The following is a 20,650-nucleotide window of genomic DNA, read 5'->3' on the forward strand; positions in this document are numbered from 1 at the left end:
GACGTCGGTGGGCCCGCCTAGGGTTGCCGACGTGGGTGTGGAGCAGGAGTCGCCGGCGACGCGCGTGTCGACCCCGGTCGACGGGGTGGACGTGCTCGGTGCGCTCTCCCCCAGCCGGGCGGGCGACTTCATGAGCTGTCCGCTGCTCTACCGCTTCCGCACGATCGACAGGCTCCCCGAGCCGCCGTCGCCCGATGCCGTCCGCGGCACGGTCATCCACAAGGTGCTCGAGGACCTCTTCGACCTCCCGGCGGCCGAGCGCACGCCGGAGACCGCCGACCGGATGCTGGTGCCGGCGTGGGAGGCGCTGGTCGAGCAGGACCCGACGCTGGTCGAGATGCTCGGGGCCACCGGCGGGCCCGAGACCGCGGCCTGGCTCGCCCACTGTCGCGAGGTCCTCGCCCGCTACTTCTCGCTCGAGGACCCGCGTCGGCTCGAGCCGGCCGAGCGCGAGCTGTACGTCGAGGCCCTGCTCGACTCCCGGCTGCTGCTACGCGGGTTCGTCGACCGCATCGACGTTGCGCCGGACGGCTCGATCCGCGTCGTCGACTACAAGAGCGGCAACGCGCCCAGCGAGATTTTCGAGGCCAAGGCGCTCTTCCAGATGAAGTTCTACGCGCTGGTCATCTGGAGGACCCGGGGCGTCGTCCCCGCCATGTTGCAGCTCGTCTACCTGGGTGACGCCCAGATCCTGCGCTACGTCCCGGACGAGGCCGACCTGCTGGCGACCCAGCGCAAGGTCGAGGCCGTCTGGGAGGCCATCCGTCTCGTCGCGGAGTCGGGCGACTGGCGCCCCAACCGCAGCCGGCTGTGCGACTGGTGCGCCCACCGGGCGATCTGCCCGGCCTGGGGCGGCACTCCGCCGCCACTGCCCGAGCGGATCGTCCCCGTCGACCTCGAGGGCCCCGACCTGCCGGACTAGCGGTGGTAGTCGGCCCAGATCGCGCCGAGGTCGATGCCCTCGAGGGTGTCGGCGAAGACCCGGCGCTCGCCGGCGAGGACCGGGACGTGGTTCTCGACGACCAGCACCAGGCAGCCGGCGCTCTCGGCCGACTTCGCGCCCGTGTTGGAGTCCTCGACGGCCAGGCACTCCCCTGGCTTCAGGCCCAGCGCGGCGGCGGCGGTGAGGTAGGGCTCGGGGTGCGGCTTGCCGAACTCCACGATGTCGCCGGTCACGATCACCCGGAAGGTCTCGGGCGGCAGCTGGGCCAGGATCGGCGCCACGAACCGCTGGTAGGACATGGTCACCAGCGCGCACGGCGTACCCGCGGCCGACAGCTCCTCGAGGATCGCGCGCGCACCGGGACGCCACGGCACCGAGTCCTCGACCCGGGCCACCACTCCGTCGAGGAGCTCCTCGACGATCTGCTCGGCCGACGGCTCGATGCCCATGTGCTCGCGGATGTAGCGACCGGACTCGAGCAGGTCGTTGCCGACCAGGTTGAGCGCGTGCGCGTGGCTCCAGGTGCCGCCGTGCCGCTGGGCGATCTCGAACTCGGTGTCGATCCAGTAGGGCTCGGTGTCGACCAGGGTGCCGTCCATGTCCCACAGCACCGCGCGCGGGAGGGACCCTGGGACGGACTCAGTCATCCGGGTCGTAGCCCAGGTTGGGCGACAGCCAGCGCTCGGCCTCGGTGACCGACCAGCCCTTGCGCTCGGCGTAGTCCTCGATCTGGTCGCGACCGAGCCGCCCCACGACGAAGTACTGCGAGTCCGGGTGGGAGAAGTACCAGCCGGAGACCGCTGCACCGGGCCACATCGCCATGCTCTCGGTGAGCTCGATCCCGACGCTGGCCTGCACGTCGAGCAGCTCCCAGAGCGTCTGCTTCTCGGTGTGCTCCGGGCAGGCCGGGTATCCGGGCGCCGGGCGGATGCCGGCGTACCGCTCGGCGATCAGGTCGGCGTTGGAGAGCTGCTCGTCGTTGACGTGCCCCCAGAACTCGGTGCGCACCCGCTGGTGCAGCCGCTCGGCGAACGCCTCGGCCAGGCGGTCGGCCAGGGCCTCCAGCATGATCGCGGAGTAGTCGTCGTTGGCGGCCTTGAAGCGGTCGATGTGCTCCTGCGACCCGAGACCCGCGGTCACGGCGAACGCGCCGACGTGGTCGGCGAGCCCGGTCTCGCGGGGTGCGACGAAGTCGCCCAGCGACCGGTTGGGCACGCCGTCGCGGTGCTCGCCCTGCTGCCGCAGGTTGTGCAGCGTCGTGAGCACGGTCGAGCGGGAGTCGTCGGTGTAGAGCTCGATGTCGTCACCGACGGCGCTCGCGGGGAAGAAGCCGAAGACCGCGTTGGCCGTCAGCCACTTCTCGGCGACGATCCGGTCGAGCATGGCCTGGGCGTCGTCGTACAGCGCCCGGGCGGTCTCCCCGGTCGTCGGGCTGTTGAGGATGTCGGGGAACTTGCCCTTCATCTCCCAGGCGTTGAAGAACGGCTGCCAGTCGATGTACTCGCGCAGCTCGGCCAGGTCGTAGCCGGTGAGCACGTGCGTGCCCGGCTGTCGCGGCGCCGGCGGCTGGTAGTCCGTCCAGTCGATGGGCGTCCGGTTGGCCCGGGCCTTCTCGAGGCTCAGCATCGGGCGGTCATGCTTGGCCGCGTGCCGCTCGCGCAGCGAGTCGTAGTCGGCCTTGACGTCGGCCATCACCTTCGGGCGCTGGGTGTCGCTCAGCAGCGCGGCGAGCATCGGCACCGACCGGGAGGCGTCCTTGACCCAGACGACGGGCTGGTCGTACTTGCCGTCGACCTTCACCGCGGTGTGAGCGCGCGAGGTCGTGGCCCCGCCGATCAGCAGCGGGATCGTGAAGCCCTGGCGCTGCATCTCGGACGCGACGTTGACCATCTCGTCGAGCGACGGCGTGATCAGGCCGGACAGGCCGATCGCGTCGGCGCCGACCTCCTTCGCCTTGTCCAGGATCTTCTGCGCCGGGACCATCACCCCGAGGTCGATCACCTCGAAGTTGTTGCACTGGAGGACCACGCCGACGATGTTCTTGCCGATGTCGTGGACGTCGCCCTTCACGGTCGCCATCACGATGGTGCCGTTGGTGTCCTTGGCGGTGGCGTACTCGGGGTTGTCGATCTTCTCCTGCTCGATGAACGGGATCAGGTAGGCGACGGCCTTCTTCATCACCCGCGCCGACTTCACCACCTGCGGCAGGAACATCTTGCCGGCGCCGAAGAGGTCGCCGACGACGTTCATGCCGTCCATCAGCGGACCCTCGATGACCTCGATCGGCCGGCCGCCGCGCTCGGCGATCTCGTTGCGGAGCTCCTCGGTGTCACTCTCGGCGTACGCGTCGATGCCCTTAACCAAGGCGTGCGTGATCCGCTCGCCGACCGGCAGGCTGCGCCACTCGGCGGCCTCGGCCTCGACGACCTCGCCCTGCTTGTTGTGCTCCTCCGCGATCTCGAGCAGGCGCTCGGCGGCGTCGGGGCGGCGGTTGAGCACCACGTCCTCGATCCGCTCGCGCAGCTCGGGCTCCACCTCGGAGTACGGGATCAGGGCGCCGGCGTTGACGATGCCCATGTCGAGCCCGGCCGCGATCGCGTGGTAGAGGAACACCGCGTGGATCGCCTCGCGCACCGGGTTGTTGCCGCGGAACGAGAAGCTGACGTTGGAGATGCCGCCGGACACCTTGGCGCCGGGCAGGTTCTCCTTGATCCAGCGGGTCGCCTCGATGAAGTCCTTGCCGTACGCCGCGTGCTCCTCGATGCCGGTCGCGACGGCGAAGACGTTGGGGTCGAAGATGATGTCGTCGGGCGGGAAGCCCACCTCGTCGACGAGGATCCGGTAGGCGCGCTCGCAGATCGCCTTGCGGCGCTCGAGGTTGTCGGCCTGGCCGTCCTCGTCGAAGGCCATCACGACCGCGGCCGCGCCGTACTTGCGGACCAGGCGGGCCTGCTCGCGGAACTTGTCCTCGCCCTCCTTCATGGAGATCGAGTTGACGATCGGCTTGCCCTGGACGTTCTTCAGGCCGGCCTCGATGACCTCCCACTTGGAGGAGTCGACCATCAGCGGGACGCGGGAGATGTCGGGCTCGCTGGCGATCAGCTTGAGGAACCGGTCCATCGCGGCGACGCCGTCGATCATCCCCTCGTCCATGTTGACGTCGATGACCTGGGCGCCGTTCTCGACCTGCTGGACGGCCACGGCGAGGGCGGCGTCGTAGTCGCCGGCCTTGATCAGGTTGCGGAACTTGGCCGAGCCGGTGATGTTGGTCCGCTCGCCGACGTTGACGAAGAGGCTGTCCTCGGTGATCGTGAGCGGCTCGAGGCCGGAGAGCCGCATCCCGGCGCCGACGACCTGGGGCGTACGGCGCGCCTTGGCCTCGACCGCCTGGGCGATCGCGGCGATGTGGGCGGGCGTGGTGCCGCAGCAGCCGCCGACGATGTTGACGAAGCCGCTGTCCGCGAACTCGGCGATGATCGCCGAGGTCTCCTCCGGCGCCTCGTCGTACTCGCCGAACGCGTTGGGCAGGCCGGCGTTGGGGTAGCAGGAGACGAACGAGTCGGCGAGGCGCGCCAGCTCGGCGATGTAGGGGCGCATCTCCTTGGCGCCGAGGGCGCAGTTGAGGCCCACGGCGAGCGGCCGGACGTGGCGCACCGAGTCCCAGAACGCCTCGGTGACCTGCCCGGAGAGCGTGCGACCCGACGCGTCGGTGATGGTGCCGGAGATGATGACCGGCCAGCGCCGGCCGTGCTCCTCGAAGAGGGTCTCGACGGCGAAGATCGCCGCCTTCGCGTTGAGGGTGTCGAAGATCGTCTCGATCATCAGCAGGTCGGAGCCGCCGTCGACCAGGCCACGCGCGGCCTCGAGGTAGGCAGAGACGAGCTCGTCGAACGAGACGTTGCGAGCGGCGGGGTCGTTGACGTCCGGGGAGATCGACGCGGTCCGGGTGGTCGGTCCGAGGGCGCCCGCGACGTACCGCGGTCGCTCGGGGGTCGAGACCGCGTCGGCCTCGCGGCGGGCCAGGCGGGCCGACTCGAGGTTGAATTCGTAGCCGAGCTCCTCGAGCCCGTAGTCACGCAGCGACACCGCGTTGGCGTTGAACGTGTTGGTCTCGATGATGTCGGCGCCGGCCTCGAGGTACTCGCGGTGGATGCCGGCGATGATCTCGGGCTGGGTGAGGGTCAGCAGGTCGTTGTTGCCGACCAGGTCGCTCGGCCAGTCGGCGAACCGCTCTCCCCGGTAGCCGGCCTCGTCCGGACGGTCCCGCTGGATCGCCGTGCCCATCGCACCGTCGAGCACCATGATCCGGGCCTCGAGGGTGCGGGTGAGCTCCTCGGTGGCGTCGGGACGCAGGTCGGGCGACGTGGGCTGACCAGCAGGCACGGTTCTCCTCTCGGGGCCGCGGGGAGCGGCCAGGGATCAAGCCTAGGAACAGCGTCCAGAAGGCGGACCTGATTCCCAGATCGTGACATCGAGCGTCCTGTCCGCTGAAATCCACAGGCGGACTACGCTGGCAGGGTGATCGAGTTGGAAGATGTGTCGGACCTGGTGGATCCGATCGTCATCGCCGCGTTCGAGGGCTGGAACGACGCCGCGGACGCCGCTTCGTCGACCATCGACCACCTGATGCGGGTGTGGAACGCGCGGGTCGTCGGTGCGATCGACCCCGAGGACTACTACGACTTCCAGGTCAACCGGCCCTCGGTCGGCGTCGACGACAACGGCCACCGGCGCGTCAGCTGGCCCAGCACCCAGATCGCGATCGCGTCGCCCCCGACGCTGGACCGCGACATCATCCTGGTCCGCGGGATCGAGCCCAACATGCGCTGGCGCCGCTTCTGCGCCGAGCTGTTGACCGCGTGCGACGAGCTCGGGGCCGAGATGGTCGTCACCCTCGGCGCGCTGCTCGCGGACACGCCCCACACCCGGCCGATCCCGGTCACGGGTACGGCGACCGAGCCCGAGCTCATCGACCGCCTCAAGCTCGAGGAGTCGACATACGAAGGACCCACGGGGATCGTCGGCGTCTTCCAGGACGCCTGCGTCCAGCTGGACATCCCGTCCGTGTCCTACTGGGCCGCGGTGCCCCACTACGTGGCCCAGCCGCCGTGCCCGAAGGCGACCCTGGCGCTGGTCGGCCAGCTGGAGGACCTCCTGGAGGCCAGCATCCCGCTCGACGACCTGCCCGAGGACGCCCGCGCCTGGGAGCGCGGCGTCGACGAGCTGGCCGAGGAGGACGAGGACGTCGCCGACTACGTCCGGTCCCTCGAGGAGACCCGCGACACCACCGAGCTCCCCGAGGCCTCCGGCGAGGCCATCGCCCGCGAGTTCGAGCGCTACCTCAAGCGCCGCGGCGAGGACGACTAGCTAGAGCGCCAGGCCGAGTGCTGCGTCGATGACGGCCAGCATCTGGACGGCGGCCTCCGGGTCGGAGGTGTCCGCGAGCCCGTCGGTGCCGAGCGTCGCGGCCACCCAGGCGTCGACCGCCGCGGTGGCACGAGGAGCGTCGAGGTCGGCCGCGAGAGCGGCGAGCACCTCCGTCACGACCGGCGCGGCCGGGGCGCCCGCGCCGAGCGACAGGGCCCGGCGCCAGCGGTCGAGGTCGTCGACCGCGGTCCACAGCTCGGCGTCGACCCACTCCCAGTCGTCCCGGTAGTGGTGCCGCATCAGGGCCAGCCGGATCGCCATCGGGTCGACGTCGCTGTTGCGCAGCGCGGAGACGAAGACCAGGTTGCCCCGCGACTTCGACATCTTCTCGCCGTCGTACCCGACCATCCCGCCGTGGCTGTAGACCTGCGCGAACGGCGTCCCGGGTACGGCGACCTGCGCGTGCCCGGCGCACATCTCGTGGTGCGGGAAGACCAGGTCGCTGCCACCTCCCTGGACGTCGAAGGCGCCGCCCAGGTGCTCCTGGGCGATCGCGGTGCACTCGACGTGCCAGCCCGGCCGGCCGGGACCCCACGGGCTCGGCCACGACGGCTCGCCCTCGCGCTCGCCGCGCCACACGACGCAGTCGAGCGGGTCCTTCTTGCCCGGACGCTCCGGGTCTCCCCCGCGGTCGGGGTAGATCTCGAGCATCTTCTCGCGCGTCCACCCGGACTCGGCGCCGAAGGCCGGGTCGGCGGTCACCGAGTAGTAGAGGTCGTCCTCGACGCGGTAGATGGAGCCCACGGCCTCGAGGCGCTTGATCAGCTCGATCACGAGCGGGATCGACTCGACCGCGCCGATGTAGTGCGCCGGCGGGAGGACCCGCAGCGCCGTCATGTCCTGGCGGAAGAGCTCGGTCTCGCGCTCGGCCAGCTCCACCCAGTCGACGTGCACCTTGGTGGCCCGCTCGAGGAGCGGGTCGTCGACGTCGGTGACGTTCTGGACGTAGGTGACGTCGAGGCCCGCGTTGCGCCAGGCCCGGTTGAGCAGGTCGAAGGCGACATAGGTGTTGGCGTGGCCCAGGTGGGTGGCGTCGTACGGCGTGATGCCACAGACGTACATGCGGGCGGCCCCGTCCGGGGTGGTGGTGACCAGACCGCCCGACGGGGTGTCGTGGACGGCCACGTCCGGGCCCGTGACAGGCAGGGTCGGGATGTCCGGTGAGGCCCAAGCGCGCATGGCCCAGAGCCTAATGGTCGGCGGTCAGAAGGGCGGCCACGGGATGGCCGGCCACTCGCCGCGCGGCGACGGCAGGACCGCGCGCTCGGCGAGCCGGGCGCACCGCCGGAAGAGCGCGTCGATCTCGAAGTCGGCCAGGTGGTCGGCCAGGGCGTCACCGAGCGGACCGGTGAGCGCGAGCCGGACCCGCTCGACGCCCGCGAGCTCCTCCGCGGTCAGCGGCTCCCCCAGCCAGCCCCACAGCACCGTGCGCAGCTTGTGCTCGGCGTGGAAGGTGACGCCGTGGTCGACGCCGTACCGGTGCCCGTCCGTCATCTCCAGGACGTGCCCGCCCTTGCGGTCGGCGTTGTTGACGAGGATGTCGAAGACGGCCATCCGTCGCAGCGGCGCGGAGTCCTCGTGGATCAGCGAGACCGGCTGGTCCTGGCCGTCGACGCCGTCGAAGACGTGCCGCCAGCCGTCGGGCACGTCGCCCTCGCGCACCAGCGTGACCGCGACCTGCTCCGCGTCGGGCTCCTGCCAGCGCTGCACCATGCCGAGCCCGTGCGGCCCGTCGCGCAGCCAGGTCTCGGGGACGACGTCCCAGCCGGTCGCCTCCGAGAGGAGGTACGCCGCGCGCTCGCGGTCGGCGAGGGTGCCGTGCGGGAAGTCCCAGAGCGGTCGTTCGCCGGAGACGGGCTTGTAGACGACCTGGATCCCGTCGATCTCGCCCAGGAACGTCGCGTTCGAGGCGGGCATGATCCGACCCCGCAGCTCCAGCTCGCCCTCGATCAGGTCGGGCGCCGGGTCCGCGGTCACGCCGGGCTCATGGCTCACGTCGCCGGAAGCCGTTCGCCCGCACGCACAGGTGCCCCTCGGGGTCGACCGGGTTGCCGCAGAACGGGCAGTCGGGCCGGCCGGCGCCGAGCACCTGCTCGGTCCGCTTGACGAACGCGCGCGCCACACCGGCCGGGATCCGCACCAGGAACACCTCGTCGGGCTCCGGCTCCTCGAAGTCCTCGTCGTCCAGGTCGGCGACCTGCTCGGGGGTGATGACGGCGGCCTCGCTGTAGGGGAACACCTCGATCACCAGCCGCTCGTCGGACGAGTCCCACGACAGCGTCATCGTCCCGGCCCGGAACTCCTCCTCGATCGGCTGCTCCAGCGGGTCGGAGTCCTCGAGGCCGAGCGGTGCCATCGCGGGGACGGCTGCGTCGCCGTGGGTGCTGGCCAGCACCTCGTCGAGCAGCTCGTCGATCCGCTCGGCCAGTGCCTGGACCTGCTGCTTCTCCAGGGCGACGCTGACCAGCCGCGGCCCGGAGCGTGCCTGCAGGAAGAAGGTGCGTTGGCCGGGAGCACCGACGGTGCCGGCCACGAAGCGCTCGGGCGGGTCGAACCCGTGGACGAGTGGAGCCATGCATTCACCCTAGGCGGTCGCCGAAGGGCCGGCGCCACCGCCGACTGCCGCGTCGTTCGTCCGGCGTCGGCGCGTCCCCTTCGCCGCCGGCGGGGGCGCCAGCCAGGAGAGGTCGCCGGAGTGGGTGTTGGTCGCCAGGACGTAGGGCCTCGTGGACGTGTAGCGGATGATCGAGACCGACGCCGGGTCGACGTGCAGCCGCTGGAAGAGGTCGAGGTGCATGCCGAGCGCGTCGGCCAGGATCGACTTGATCAGGTCGCCGTGGCTGACGGCCACCCACACCGCTCCGGCGCCGTGCTCGGCCTCGATGAGCGCGTCGCGCCGGCGTACGGCGGACACCGCGCGGGCCTGCATCGCCACCATCGACTCGCCCCCGGGGAAGGTCACCGCCGACGGCTGCGCCTGGACCGTCGACCAGAGCTTCTCCTTGGCCAGCTCCTTGAGCGGGCGCCCCTGCCAGTCGCCGTAGTCGCACTCGGTGATGCCGCGCTCCGTGACCGGCCGCAGCGCGCCTGCCTGGGCCGACACGATCGCCTTCGTGGTCTGGCGGCAGCGCTCGAGCGGGCTGGTCACCGCCGCGACCAGCGGCACGACCGCCAGCCGCTCGCCGGTGCGCGCGACCTGGGTGGCGCCGGTCTCGTCGAGCCGCACGCCCGGCGTACGGCCCGCGAGGACCCCCGACGCGTTCGCCGTCGTACGTCCGTGCCGGACCAGGATCACCGTTGCCATGTCGGCGACTGTAGTGCGACCCCCCTGCGGCTACCGTGGCCCCGTGATCGTGGACTGCGCCCTCTACCGAGACGGCAGGCGCACGGACAGCGGCACGCACTGGCGCCAGCTGCGCGCCGAGGCCGACCAGCAGGGCGACTTCGTGTGGATCGGCATGCACGACCCGGACGAGGACGAGATCCACGAGGTCGCGGAGGTCTTCGGCCTGCACCCGCTCGCCGTCGAGGACGCCATCCAGCCGCACCAGCGCCCCAAGCTGGAGCGCTTCGACGACATGATCTTCCTGGTCATCAAGACGCTCTGGTACATCGACGCGGACGACGCCGTCGAGACCGGTGAGATCGCACTGTTCGTGGGTCCGGACTTCGTCGTCTCCGTGCGGCACGGCGACGGCAACGAGCTGCACTCGGCGCGCGAGGAGCTCGAGCAGAGCCGCAAGGTGCTCAGCCACGGGCCCGGTGGGGTGCTGTACGCCGTGATCGACCGGGTCGTCGACGAGTACCTCGACGTCACCGACGAGCTCGTCATCGACGTCGACGAGATCGAGACCTCCGTCTTCTCCAACGACCGCACCAACGACTCCGCGCGGATCTACGTCCTCAAGCGCGAGATCGCCGAGGTACGCCGTGCGGTGCTGCCGCTGCGCGACCCCGTCGTGCGCCTGGCCAGCGGCGACATCCCGGCCGTCCCGGAGGAGGCGACGCCCTTCTTCCGCGACGTCGCCGACCACCTGGCCCGCGCCGCGGAGACGGTGGACTCGCTCGACGCGCTGCTGTCCACGGCGTTCGACGCCCACCTCGCGCAGATCTCGGTGCAGCAGAACGACGACATGCGCAAGATCTCCGCCGGGGCAGCCCTGATCGTCGTGCCGACCCTGATCGCCGGCGTCTACGGGATGAACTTCAAGCACATGCCCGAGCTCAGCTGGACCTACGGCTACCCGTTCGCGCTGCTGCTGATGGCCGCGGCCGCCGGCGGGCTGTGGGTGCTGTTCAAGCGGTCCGGCTGGCTGTAGGTCAGGCCGCGATCACGCCGGTCGCGACCAGCGCGAGCGTCACGACACCGAGGCCGATCCGGTAGACCACGAACGGCGTGTACGAGTGCGTCGTGACGTAGCGCAGCAGCCACGCGATCGCGGCGTACCCGACGACGAACGAGACGATGGTCGCGACGATCGTCGGGCCCCAGCCGTAGAGGTTGTCGCCGTTGGGCACGTCCTTCAGCTCGAAGACGCCGGCGCCGATCACGGCCGGCACCGCGAGCAGGAAGGCGTAGCGGGTCGCCGTCTCGCGCTCGTAGCCGAGGAACCGGCCCATCGACAGCGTCGCGCCCGACCGGGACACGCCGGGGATCAGGGCCAGCGCCTGCGCCAGCCCCATCAGCACCGCGTCCCGCAGCGACAGGTGCTTGAGGGTCTTGTCGGTGCTGCCGACCCGGTCGGCGATGCCCAGCACGATGCCGCCGACGATCAGCGTCGTCCCGACGATCCAGAGGCTGCGGAAGTCCTTCTCGATCACGTCCTTGAGAGCGATGCCGAGGATCACGATCGGGAGCGAGCCGAGGATGATGAACCAGCCCATCCGAGCGTCGAGCTGGCCGCGGTACTCCGGTCGGAAGAGCGACTTCGCCCAGGTCACGCCGATCCGCCAGATGTCGCGCCAGAAGAAGATGAGCACCGCGAGCTCGGTGCCGATCTGGATCACGGCGGTGAACGCCGCGCCCGGGTCACCCCAGCCGAAGATCTCCGGGAAGATCCGGAGGTGAGCGCTGCTCGAGATCGGCAGGAACTCGGTCAACCCCTGGATGACGCCAAGGACCACGGCCTGCAGGAAGTCCACCACGAGCGGGAATCCTACGGGCGTTCGCCTGGCGTGCCGGTGGCACCCCGCGTGGGTGGTCCGACTAATTTGTCCGCATGCAGCAGCGGCGAGTCGGCACGACCGGCCTGACGGTGTCCCGGCTGGGCCTGGGCACCATGACCTGGGGTCGGGACACCGACGAGCACGAGGCCCGCGACCAGCTGATCGCGTACGCCGAGGCCGGCGGCAACCTCGTGGACACGGCGGCCGGCTACGGCAACGGCGCCTCCGAGGAGCTCATCGGCACCCTCATCGGCGACGTCGTCGCCCGCGACGAGGTCGTGCTCGCCACCAAGGCCGGCATCAGCGCTCGGCCCGGAGGACGGTCCTACAACACCTCCCGCGGCCACCTGCTCAGCACGCTCGACGCGTCGCTGAAGCGGCTCGGGGTCGAGCACGTCGACCTGTGGCAGGTGCACATCTGGTCCGACGAGACCCCGGTCGAGGAGACGCTCGCCGCTCTCGACCACGCGGTCGCGACCGGGCGCGCGTCGTACGTCGGCATCTCCAACTACACCGGGTGGCAGACCGCCCAGGCGGCGACCTGGCAGCGGGCGGTGCCCGGCCGGGTGCCGCTGGCCAGCACGCAGGTCGAGTACTCGCTGCTCAACCGGGCCGTCGAGCACGAGGTGCTGCCGGCGGCGGCCGCCCTGGGCCTGGGCGTGCTGCCCTGGTCGCCGCTGGGCCGCGGGGTGCTGACGGGCAAGTACCGGAGCGGTACGCCGTCGGACTCCCGTGCCGCGTCCACGCACTTCGCCAACTTCGTCAATCCCTACCTCGACGACCGCGGTGCGGGCATCGTCGAGGCGGTGGCCCGCGCCGCCGACGGACTCGGCTGGTCCGCGCTGGAGGTCGCGCTGACCTGGGTCCGCGACCGGCCCGGCGTGACCGCGCCGATCGTCGGGGCGCGCACGGCCGCCCAGCTGCGCGGGGCGCTGGGGATCGAGGAGCTGTCCCTGCCCGCGGAGCTGATCGCCGCCCTGGACGACGTGTCCGCCGACTGAAGGGAACCCCATCGATGAGCCGTGCGCACCGCCGTCCGCCCGCCCCGGGGGTGGAGTGGGAGTTCGACCGGGTGACGTTCTCGCGGGAGTACTCCCGCAACGTCGTCCGCAAGCTGCTCGTCGAGCGCGCCGAGCACGGCGGCTGGGAGCTCGACCGGGTCCGGATCGGGCCGGACGGCACCCGCCGGGTGGTGCTGCGGCGCAAGATCATCCGGCAGGTGCGACCGGACTTCTCCTACAGCTAGACGTCGTCCAGGAACCGGTCGAAGACCCGCGCGCCGAACTCGAGAGCGTCGACCGGCACCCGCTCGTCGACACCGTGGAAGAGCGCGGTGAAGTCGAGGTCGGCCGGCAGCCGCAGCGGCGCGAAGCCGTAGGACCGCATCCCGAGCTTGCGGAAGTGCTTGGCGTCCGTGCCCCCGCTCATCAGGTACGGCGCCACGATCGCGTCGTCGTCCTCGGCGAGGATCGACCGGGTCATGGCGTCGACCAGGTCGCCGCCGTACGGCGTCTCCCACGGCTGCTGGTGGCTCACGTAGTCGATCTCGACGTCCTCGCCCACCAGCTCGGCGAGGGTCGCGAAGAACTCGTCCTCGAAGCCGGGCAGGAAGCGGCCGTCGACGTGGGCGGTGGCCTCGGTCGGGATCACGTTGACCTTGTAGCCGGCGCCGAGCATCGTCGGGTTGCAGGTGTTGCGGATGACCGCGCCCATCATCCGGGCGGCGCCGCCGAACTCCTGGACCAGCTCCTCGGCGTTCTCCGGGGTCGCCTCGGTGCCCGCGAGCTCGCCGACGGCCGCGAGCAGGGTGCGCATGGCGGGCGTCAGCCGCACCGGCCACTCGTAGGCGCCGATGCGGGCGACCGCGCCGGCCAGCGAGGTGACGGCGTTCTCGCGGTTGATCATCGAGCCGTGGCCGGCCCGGCCGCGGGACGTGAGCCGCATCCAGGCCATCCCCTTCTCGGCGGCCTCGACCAGGTAGACCCGCCGGCTGCGGACGGTGGCGCTGAACCCGCCGACCTCGCCCACCGCGTCGGTGCAGCCCTCGAGGAGCTCCGGGTGGTCCTCGACGATCTCCTGCGCCCCCTGGTGGCCGCCGGCCTCCTCGTCGGCGGTGAAGCACAGCGTGATCGGCCGCGACGGGACCCGGCCGTTGCGCTGGCGGTCGCGCACGATGCTGAGCAGCATCGCGTCGAAGTCCTTCATGTCGACCGCGCCGCGGCCCCACACGTAGCCGTCCTGGATCTCACCGGAGAAGGGATCGACCTGCCAGTCCTCGGCAGCGGCGGGGACGACGTCCAGGTGGCCGTGCAGCAGGAGGCCGTCGCCCTCGGTGCCGCCCCACCGCGCCACGACCGAGGTGCGACCAGGCGTCCCCTCCACCAGGGTCGACTCGATGCCGACCTCGTCGAGCAGCGCCGCGACGTACTCCGCGGCCTTGCGCTCCCCCGGACCCGAGTCGTCCCCGTAGTTGCTGGTGTCGATCCTGATCAGCTCGCGGCAGAGCTCGACCACCTCGCCCGCGGGGTTGCGTGCCGCCTGTTGGGTGCCATCGGATGCGTCAGCCATGGGGCCAGCATGTCATCCGCGTGGGGGCCCTCCCGATGTGAGAATCGGGGCGCGTCTTTGCTACAGTTCCGAGGCACTCGTCCGGGTGGCGGAATTGGCAGACGCGCTAGCTTGAGGTGCTAGTGACCTTTAACGGTTGTGGGGGTTCAAGTCCCCCCTCGGACACTGGAAAGGCCCCGGCTCCACGGGGCCTTTTCTTCATTTCAGGGCATGGCCGAGAAGAACCACACCGGTGTAATTTAACCAACGCACTCGGGCGTGTCGCTTGACATTTTCAGTCACAGGACTCCCACAAGCGCACATTTGTCCCTAGACTCCCACCCGTGTCGCTCCGGAGCTCCCTGCGTGCGCCGCTGACCTCTGCCGTTGCGGCAGCGCTGGTCGGCGGTCTGCTGGCGTGCGTGCCGACGGCCGCGGGCGCGACGGACGCGCCCGACCGACACCCCACCAGCACCAGCAGCACCGACGCCAAGGCCGCGATGGTCGCCCGCGAGCAGCGACGCGCGAAGGCGGACGGCCTGACGCGCTCCCGCGCCGTGTTCGCCCGCAGCTCCTACCTCTGCATCGGCTATAAGGCCTGTGCCGACGCCGGGATGGGCTCCGCCGGCTACGCGAGCGCCAACGACAAGATGTACTGGCGGATGTACGCCGGGCACAACTGCACCAACTACGCGGCGTACCGGATGGTCAAGAGCGGCCTGCCCAACCAGCGTCCGTGGTCGGGCGGAGGCAACGCGACCTACTGGGGCACCTCGGTCCCCGACCTGACCAACCGGACGCCCGCCGTCGGCGCTGTCGCCTGGTGGAAGGCCAACACGGGTCCTGCCGGGTCGGCGGGCCACGTGGCGTACGTCGAGCGCGTCGTCTCCTCCGAGGAGATCGTGATCTCACAGGACAGCTGGGGCGGCGACTTCTCCTGGGCAGTGGTCACCAAGGCCAGCGGCAACTGGCCGAGCGGCTTCGTCCACTTCAACGACCTCAAGCTGGTCAACAAGGCCGCTCCGGTCGTCTCCGGGATCGCCAAGGTCGGCGCGAAGCTCACCGCCACCAAGGGCACCTGGAACCCGACGGACGCCAAGGTCACCTACCAGTGGCTCGCCAACGGTGCCGTGATCACCGGCGCGACCAAGTCCAGCCTCGCGCTCGACCAGACGCGGCTCGGCAAGACGATCCGGGTGCGCACCACCGCCACCAAGCTCGGCTACCCGACGAAGACCGCCGTCTCGGCGGCCACCCCCGCGGTCCTGCCGGGTGTCATCACCAGCACCAGGGCGCCGGCGCTGAGCGGCACCGCCAAGGTCGAGAAGACGCTCTCCCTCGACGAAGGCGCCTGGAACGTCGCGCCGGACAGCACCACCGTCCAGTGGTACGCCGACGGGCAGCCGATCGCCGGCGCGGTCGGCGCCACCCTCAAGCTGACGCCGGAGCTCGCCGGACGCGTCATCACCGTGACGGTCACCGCGGCCCGGGCGGGCTACGACCCGATCACGGTCACGACCGCCGCCACGGCGCCCGTCGCGCTCGGCACCATCCGGACGCAGCGCCAGCCCGCCGTCTCCGGCGTCACCAGGCCGGGCCAGACCCTCACCGTGGACCCGGGCGCCTACCACCCGGCCGACAGCGTCGTCGCGATCCAGTGGCTGCGCGACGGCCAGCCGGTGCTCAACGCGACCGGGCCGACGTACCAGCTGACGGCCCTCGACCTCGGTGGCCGCATCTCCTCGAGCATCACGATCAGCCGGGCCGGCTACCAGACCACGACGCTCACCACCCCCACGACCACCCGGGTCCGGGTGACGCCGCGGATCAAGATCGAGCGGTTCCGCCTCAAGCACGCCGTCCGGCTGAAGATCACCGTGTCGGCGGCCCTGGTGCCCTCCCTCGACGGCTCCATCGTGGTCCGGGTGCAGGGCGGCTTCCACCAGACCCTCACGCTGCACCACGGGGTCGCCCGCGTCCGGGTCTCGGACCTGCCGAAGGGCAAGCGGGCACTGCGGGTCGTCTACTACGGCAGCACGACCGTGGAGCGGGCCACCAAGCTCAGCGCGCTCCGGATGCCCTGACCGTCACTGCCCTGACCGTCACTGCACGGGGTGGTAGCCGCAGGCGTCCGTGGTCTTCACCGGGGTGCCGGCCTCGTCGGGGGCAGCAGCGTGCTTCTTCTTCGGCGCCAGCGCCCGGTCCACCACGTCGTGCATCCAGTCGTAGTCGGGGTCACCGGAGAAGAACTTGTCGGACGACACGAACGCCATCGACTTCATCGGGCGCTCCTTGACCTTCATGGCCAGGTCGACGAAGGCCGGCATCAGCGTGCGGGGCACGTCGGTCCGCAGGATCTCCTTGCCCGCGGACGCCAGCGCCTGGTAGCGCCGCAGCACGGTCAGCGGGTCGGCGGCGTCGACGAGGGCACCGACCATGCAGCGCTGCCGCAGCATCCGCTTGTAGTCGTCGGAGCCCCACCGGCCGCGCGAGTACCAGAGGGCCTGGAAGCCGCTGAGGTGCTGGTCGGGACCGGGCTGGAGGTAGCCCGTCGGCGGGATGCCCGCATCGGTGTTGCCGTTGATGGCGATCGGCTCGTTGATGTTGACGGTGACCCCGCCCATCGCGTCGACCAGCTGCTGGAAGCCGAGCAGGTTGATCAGCACGTAGTAGTCGACGTGCGTCCCGAGGCTGCCGGCGACGGCCTGCTTGACGGCGTCGGCGCCCTCGTTCTCGGACGCGCCGAGGATGTGCGGGTAGAGCGCAGGCACCTGGCTGTAGACCGCGTTGAGCATCCAGTTGCCCGGGTCGGAGCCGTCCGCGTTGCGGAAGCCGTCGGGGAAGACCTCGTGCAGCGGGCTGTCCTCGGGGAACTGCGCGTTCATCATGTTGCGCGGCAGGCTGAACATGACCGACCGGCCGGTCGTGGTGTTCATGCTCAGCAGGATCACGGAGTCGGTGCGGATACCGGTGCGGCCCACTCCCCCGTCACCGCCGAGCAGCAGCACGTTGACCTGCTGGCGGCCGCCCCAGGGATCCTCCTCGGTGACGTCGTCGGGTGCGGTCGCGGTGTCCTCGCCGTCGAAGACCGTGCGGACGAGGTCGGCCTGGCTGCCGGCGATCCGCATCGCCTGGACCGCGGGGATGCTGACGAGGACGCAGACCAGCGAGACGACCAGGACCCCGAGACCCTTCTCGAGCCGCTGCATCCCGCGTGGCCGCACCATGAGGTACGTCGTCGCGACGACGAAGACCCACACCAGCAGCAGCGCGCCGACCGCGACCCGCACGACCTCGAGCCGCGTCGGGTCGAACGCCAGGTCGGCCGCGCGGCGCAGGTCGCCGACGTAGAACGCGGTCAGCCCGATGCCGGCGAGGAACGGCAGGAGCACGGCGTACCCCAGGCGTCGGCCGGACCACAGGTAGCCCGCGCCCGGGAGAGCCGCCCCGAGCAGCGTGATGCCGAGCGCGCCGCCGAGACTGCGGGCCCGCCGGAACTCGCGGACCGCGGGGGCCCGGTGCCGACCCGACGGCGGTGCGGGCGCGCGCGCAGGGGCACCCACGGTCACCGCCATCTCGCACCCTCCCGGTCGATCCCGGGAAGGAAGATACCAACCGGTCGGAGCGAGTCCGGGGACTTCCGGTCAGGCCGGCACGCCGGCCGAGACCGCGTACGTCGTGCCGCGGGCGTCCCGGGTCCACAGCTGACCGGTGCCCGCGACCGGTCCTTCGGCGGCCAGCTCGCGCTTGAGCACCTTGTTGGTCGCGGTGCTGGGCAGGTCGGTGGCGATCCGGACGAAGCGCGGCCAGGCCTTGGCCGACAGGTCGGCCTGCCCGGCGAGGAACTGCTCGAGCTCGGCCGGCGACAGGGTGGCGTCGTCCTGGAGCACGATCGCCGCCATCACCTGGTCGCCGACGTGCTCGTCCGGGACCGCGTACACCGCGACCCGGTTGATCGCGTCCAGGCGCTGCAGGACCCGCTCGATCGGGGCGGCGGCGAGGTTCTCGCCGTCGACGCGCATCCAGTCCGCCGTACGCCCGGCGAGGTAGATCCACCCGTCGGCGTCGCGGTAGGCGAGATCGCCGGACCAGTACATCCCGTGGCGCATCCGCTCGTCGTTGGCGGACTTGTCGTTGTAGTAGCCGTTGAAGTAGCCGGAGCCCTGGGTGTTGACGAGCTCGCCCGTGGCCTCGTCGGCGTTGGTGAGGGCGCCGTTCTCGTCGAAGACGGCGACGGCGCACTCGGTGATCGTCTCGGAGTTGTAGACGGCGACGCCGTCGAAGCCCTTGCCGATCGAGCCCTTCGGGGTGCCCGGCTCGCGGGTGATGATCACGGCCAGCTCGGTGGAGCCGAAGCCGTCCCACACGTCGCAGTCGAACCGGCGCATGAACTCCTCGATGTCGCGGTCGCTGGCCTCGTTGCCGAACGCCACGCGCAGGGTGTTGTCGGCGTCGTCGGGCAGCTCGGGCGTCGCGAGGACGTAGGCCAGCGGCTTGCCGACGTAGTTCATGTAGGTGACGCCGTACTTGCGCACGTCGGGGAGGAACCGCGAGGCGCTGAACTTCTCCGGGACGATCGTCGACCCGCCGCAGACGGCGGGGCTCCAGCCGGCGACCACGGCGTTGGAGTGGAAGAGCGGCATCGCGACGTAGCAGACGTCGTCGGGGCCGAGACCGAACCGCCCCTGCAGGTTGAGGCCGGAGAAGAGCACCATGAGGTGGTTGACCTGGACGGCCTTGGGGTCGCCGCTCGTGCCGGAGGTGAAGATCATCATGAACGTGTCCATGGCCTCGACCTCGCGCACCGGAGTGAGGTCACCCGCGCCCGCGACGAGGTCGCGCCACTCCTGGGTGGACGTGTCCAGGACGCGTACGCCGTCGAGGTCCAGGCCGTCGAGCAGCGGGCGGTGCTCGGCGTCGGTCACCAGGATCTGGCACTCGGCCCGGCGCAGGTCCTTGAGCAGGCCCCCGCCGCGTCGGGTGTTGTTGATGCCGCAGAGCGTGTACCCGCCCAGCCCGGCCGCCGCCATCGCCCTCAGCATGTCGGGACCGTTGCCCAGCAGGGAGCCGATGTGCATCGGGCGGTCGGCGTCGGCGATGCCGATGAGGGCGGCCGCGACGGCCGATGCCTCGGCGACGTGCTCGCGCCAGGTCCAGCTGTCCTCGCCGTACCGCACCGCTGTGTTGTCGTCCTCCGCGCGCTCGCGCAACAGCTGCTGGACCGTCTCGGCCACGTCATCTCCTCCAGATTGTTGACACGCGTCAAACTAGGTGAGGATCGTCTAGTCTGCAACACGTTCTAGTTCTTCGTACGCCGCCCCGGAGGGACCGATGACCAGCAGGTTCGCCAGCCTCGACCGCGCGCAGCTCGCCACCCTGGTGCCCGAGCTGCTGCTCATCGGTCAGCTCATCGACCGCTCGGGCATGGCGTGGTGCATCTCGGCGTGGGGCCGCGAGGAGATGGCGCAGGTCGCCATCGAGGAGTGGGCCGGGTCCAGCCCGATCTACACGCGGCGGATGCAGAAGGCGCTGGGGTACGAGGGCACCGACGTCCTCACGATCTTCAAGGGCCTGCAGCTCGACATCGGCGCTCCCCCGCAGTTCATGGACTTCCGGTACGACGTCCAGGACCGCTGGCACGGCACCTTCCACCTCGACCACTGCGGCGCCCTGATGGACGTCGAGCCGATGGGCGAGTCCTACGTGCGCTCGATGTGCCACGACATCGAGGACCCCACGTTCGACGCCACCGCGGTCGCGACCAACCCCAGGGCCCAGGTGCGACCGGTGCACCGCCCGCCGCGGGCCTCGGCCGACCAGCACCCGCACTGCGCGTGGACCGTCGTCATCGACGAGTCGCATCCCCAGGTGACCCCGCTGGCGCCGTACTACGTCATCGAGAGGACCCGGGCCGCGGTGGTCGAGCTCGACCCCATCGACCCCACGGACGAGGGCCTGGCCGACTACACCGGCGACCTGCTCGCCGACGTGGACTTCGGGGCGTTCTCCCACTCCGCCCTGGTCCGGATCGCCGACGAGGTCTGCCTGCAGATGCACCTGCTCAATCTGTCCTTCGTGCTCGCGGTCCGCAACCGCTCCTCGGACGAGGCGCAGGCGGTCGACATCACGACCAAGCAGCTGATCGGCATCGCCGGCATCGCGGCGGAGCGGATCCAGCACGCGCTCGGGCTGCCCGACACGCCGGAGGGCGCGCTGCGGGTGCTGGAGCTGCACCCGCTGCTCAACCCGGCGGCGTACGTCGAGGCCTCGGTCGACGGGTACACGCTGGTCGTCGAGCCGTCGGACGCCACCACCGACGGGGCCTGGATCGCCCTGTGCGGACCCGACGAGCCGCGGCCGCTGCAGGCCGCCGTGCGCGCGATCGACCCGCACCTCGACGTGGACATCACCGGCGACGCCGGGTCGTGGACGGCGACGCTCGTCCGGCGCGACGAGGCGGCTCCGGAGTTCGGCGAGGTCGCGGTCACCCGCTTCAGCACCGGGGCGACGTTCGAGTTCGAGACCCGCAAGTCGATACCGATCATGGTGCTCTGACCCATACTTGTC

Annotated in this window: 17 protein-coding genes and 1 tRNA gene; 8 read left to right on the forward strand and 10 right to left on the reverse strand. The window is 70.9% G+C overall.

The features are described from left to right. The first annotated feature begins 31 nt into the window (after nucleotides 1-31). Complete coding sequence (locus ABEA34_RS20175; protein WP_345523373.1) at nucleotides 32-922, forward strand: RecB family exonuclease; 891 nt, start codon at nucleotides 32-34, stop codon at nucleotides 920-922. On the opposite strand, the gene ABEA34_RS20180 is transcribed toward ABEA34_RS20175, so the two are convergent. Both ABEA34_RS20180 and metH read right to left on the reverse strand, forming a co-directional pair. Then, nucleotides 919-1,590, reverse strand: a complete 672-nt coding sequence (locus tag ABEA34_RS20180; protein WP_345523374.1) for an HAD family hydrolase — start codon at nucleotides 1,588-1,590, stop codon at nucleotides 919-921. The two genes, ABEA34_RS20175 and ABEA34_RS20180, sit on opposite strands and share 4 nt — an antisense overlap. Then, a complete protein-coding gene (metH, locus tag ABEA34_RS20185; RefSeq protein WP_425576901.1) occupies nucleotides 1,583-5,245 on the reverse strand; it encodes a methionine synthase in 3,663 nt (1,220 codons plus the stop codon). The genes ABEA34_RS20180 and metH overlap by 8 nt, the downstream gene beginning before the upstream one ends. Nucleotides 5,246-5,461: 216 nt before the next feature. On the opposite strand from metH, the gene ABEA34_RS20190 reads away from it, so the two are divergent. After that, nucleotides 5,462-6,310, forward strand: coding sequence for a PAC2 family protein (locus ABEA34_RS20190; protein WP_345523376.1), 849 nt, complete (start codon nucleotides 5,462-5,464; stop codon nucleotides 6,308-6,310). Here ABEA34_RS20190 and mshC read toward each other — a convergent pair whose 3' ends face one another. The 4 genes from mshC to ABEA34_RS20210 are packed head-to-tail and all read right to left on the reverse strand — an operon-like array spanning nucleotide 6,311 to nucleotide 9,674. Continuing rightward, a complete protein-coding gene (gene mshC, locus ABEA34_RS20195; RefSeq protein WP_345523377.1) occupies nucleotides 6,311-7,549 on the reverse strand; it encodes a cysteine--1-D-myo-inosityl 2-amino-2-deoxy-alpha-D-glucopyranoside ligase in 1,239 nt (412 codons plus the stop codon). Between the two features lie 24 nt (nucleotides 7,550-7,573). Then, entirely contained in the window at nucleotides 7,574-8,347 is a 774-nt protein-coding gene (locus ABEA34_RS20200; RefSeq protein ID WP_345523378.1) for an SCO1664 family protein, read from the reverse strand. Nucleotides 8,348-8,354: 7 nt separating this feature from the next. Beyond that, nucleotides 8,355-8,945, reverse strand: a complete 591-nt coding sequence (locus tag ABEA34_RS20205) for a DUF3090 domain-containing protein (RefSeq protein WP_345523379.1) — start codon at nucleotides 8,943-8,945, stop codon at nucleotides 8,355-8,357. A gap of 9 nt (nucleotides 8,946-8,954) precedes the next feature. Beyond that, the gene (locus ABEA34_RS20210; protein ID WP_345523380.1) at nucleotides 8,955-9,674 is read right to left on the reverse strand and encodes a histidine phosphatase family protein; all 720 of its coding nucleotides are present in this window, start codon (nucleotides 9,672-9,674) and stop codon (nucleotides 8,955-8,957) included. Between the two features lie 43 nt (nucleotides 9,675-9,717). Here ABEA34_RS20210 and corA point away from each other — a divergent pair, with 43 nt between their 5' ends. After that, nucleotides 9,718-10,689, forward strand: coding sequence for a magnesium/cobalt transporter CorA (gene corA, locus ABEA34_RS20215; RefSeq protein WP_345523381.1), 972 nt, complete (start codon nucleotides 9,718-9,720; stop codon nucleotides 10,687-10,689). 1 nt (nucleotide 10,690) lies between these two features. On the opposite strand, the gene ABEA34_RS20220 is transcribed toward corA, so the two are convergent. After that, a complete protein-coding gene (locus ABEA34_RS20220; RefSeq protein ID WP_345523382.1) occupies nucleotides 10,691-11,515 on the reverse strand; it encodes an undecaprenyl-diphosphate phosphatase in 825 nt (274 codons plus the stop codon). 74 nt (nucleotides 11,516-11,589) lie between these two features. On the opposite strand from ABEA34_RS20220, the gene ABEA34_RS20225 reads away from it, so the two are divergent. After that, nucleotides 11,590-12,537, forward strand: coding sequence for an aldo/keto reductase (locus tag ABEA34_RS20225; RefSeq protein WP_345523384.1), 948 nt, complete (start codon nucleotides 11,590-11,592; stop codon nucleotides 12,535-12,537). Nucleotides 12,538-12,551: 14 nt separating this feature from the next. Further along, nucleotides 12,552-12,782, forward strand: a complete 231-nt coding sequence (locus tag ABEA34_RS20230) for a DUF5703 family protein (protein WP_345523386.1) — start codon at nucleotides 12,552-12,554, stop codon at nucleotides 12,780-12,782. Here ABEA34_RS20230 and ABEA34_RS20235 read toward each other — a convergent pair. Further along, nucleotides 12,779-14,104, reverse strand: a complete 1,326-nt coding sequence (locus ABEA34_RS20235) for a M20/M25/M40 family metallo-hydrolase (protein WP_345523387.1) — start codon at nucleotides 14,102-14,104, stop codon at nucleotides 12,779-12,781. The genes ABEA34_RS20230 and ABEA34_RS20235 overlap by 4 nt on opposite strands. Before the next feature lie 79 nt (nucleotides 14,105-14,183). Here ABEA34_RS20235 and ABEA34_RS20240 point away from each other — a divergent pair. Further along, nucleotides 14,184-14,269, forward strand: a tRNA-Leu gene (locus ABEA34_RS20240). Nucleotides 14,270-14,427: 158 nt separating this feature from the next. After that, entirely contained in the window at nucleotides 14,428-16,167 is a 1,740-nt protein-coding gene (locus ABEA34_RS20245) for a CHAP domain-containing protein (RefSeq protein WP_345523388.1), read from the forward strand. An 18-nt stretch (nucleotides 16,168-16,185) separates the two neighbouring features. Here ABEA34_RS20245 and ABEA34_RS20250 read toward each other — a convergent pair whose 3' ends face one another. Continuing rightward, entirely contained in the window at nucleotides 16,186-17,658 is a 1,473-nt protein-coding gene (locus tag ABEA34_RS20250) for an LCP family protein (RefSeq protein ID WP_345523389.1), read from the reverse strand. A 69-nt stretch (nucleotides 17,659-17,727) separates the two neighbouring features. Next, nucleotides 17,728-19,317: a fatty-acid--CoA ligase FadD1 gene (gene fadD1 / locus ABEA34_RS20255; protein WP_345523390.1), complete on the reverse strand. Its 1,590-nt coding sequence runs from the start codon at nucleotides 19,315-19,317 to the stop codon at nucleotides 17,728-17,730. A 97-nt stretch (nucleotides 19,318-19,414) separates the two neighbouring features. Between fadD1 and ABEA34_RS20260 the strand changes: the two genes are divergently transcribed. Further along, entirely contained in the window at nucleotides 19,415-20,638 is a 1,224-nt protein-coding gene (locus ABEA34_RS20260; RefSeq protein WP_345523391.1) for a hypothetical protein, read from the forward strand. Nucleotides 20,639-20,650: the final 12 nt, after the last annotated feature.

The sequence above is a fragment of the Nocardioides conyzicola genome, from assembly GCF_039543825.1.
In the GTDB taxonomy this organism is placed as follows: domain Bacteria; phylum Actinomycetota; class Actinomycetes; order Propionibacteriales; family Nocardioidaceae; genus Nocardioides; species Nocardioides conyzicola.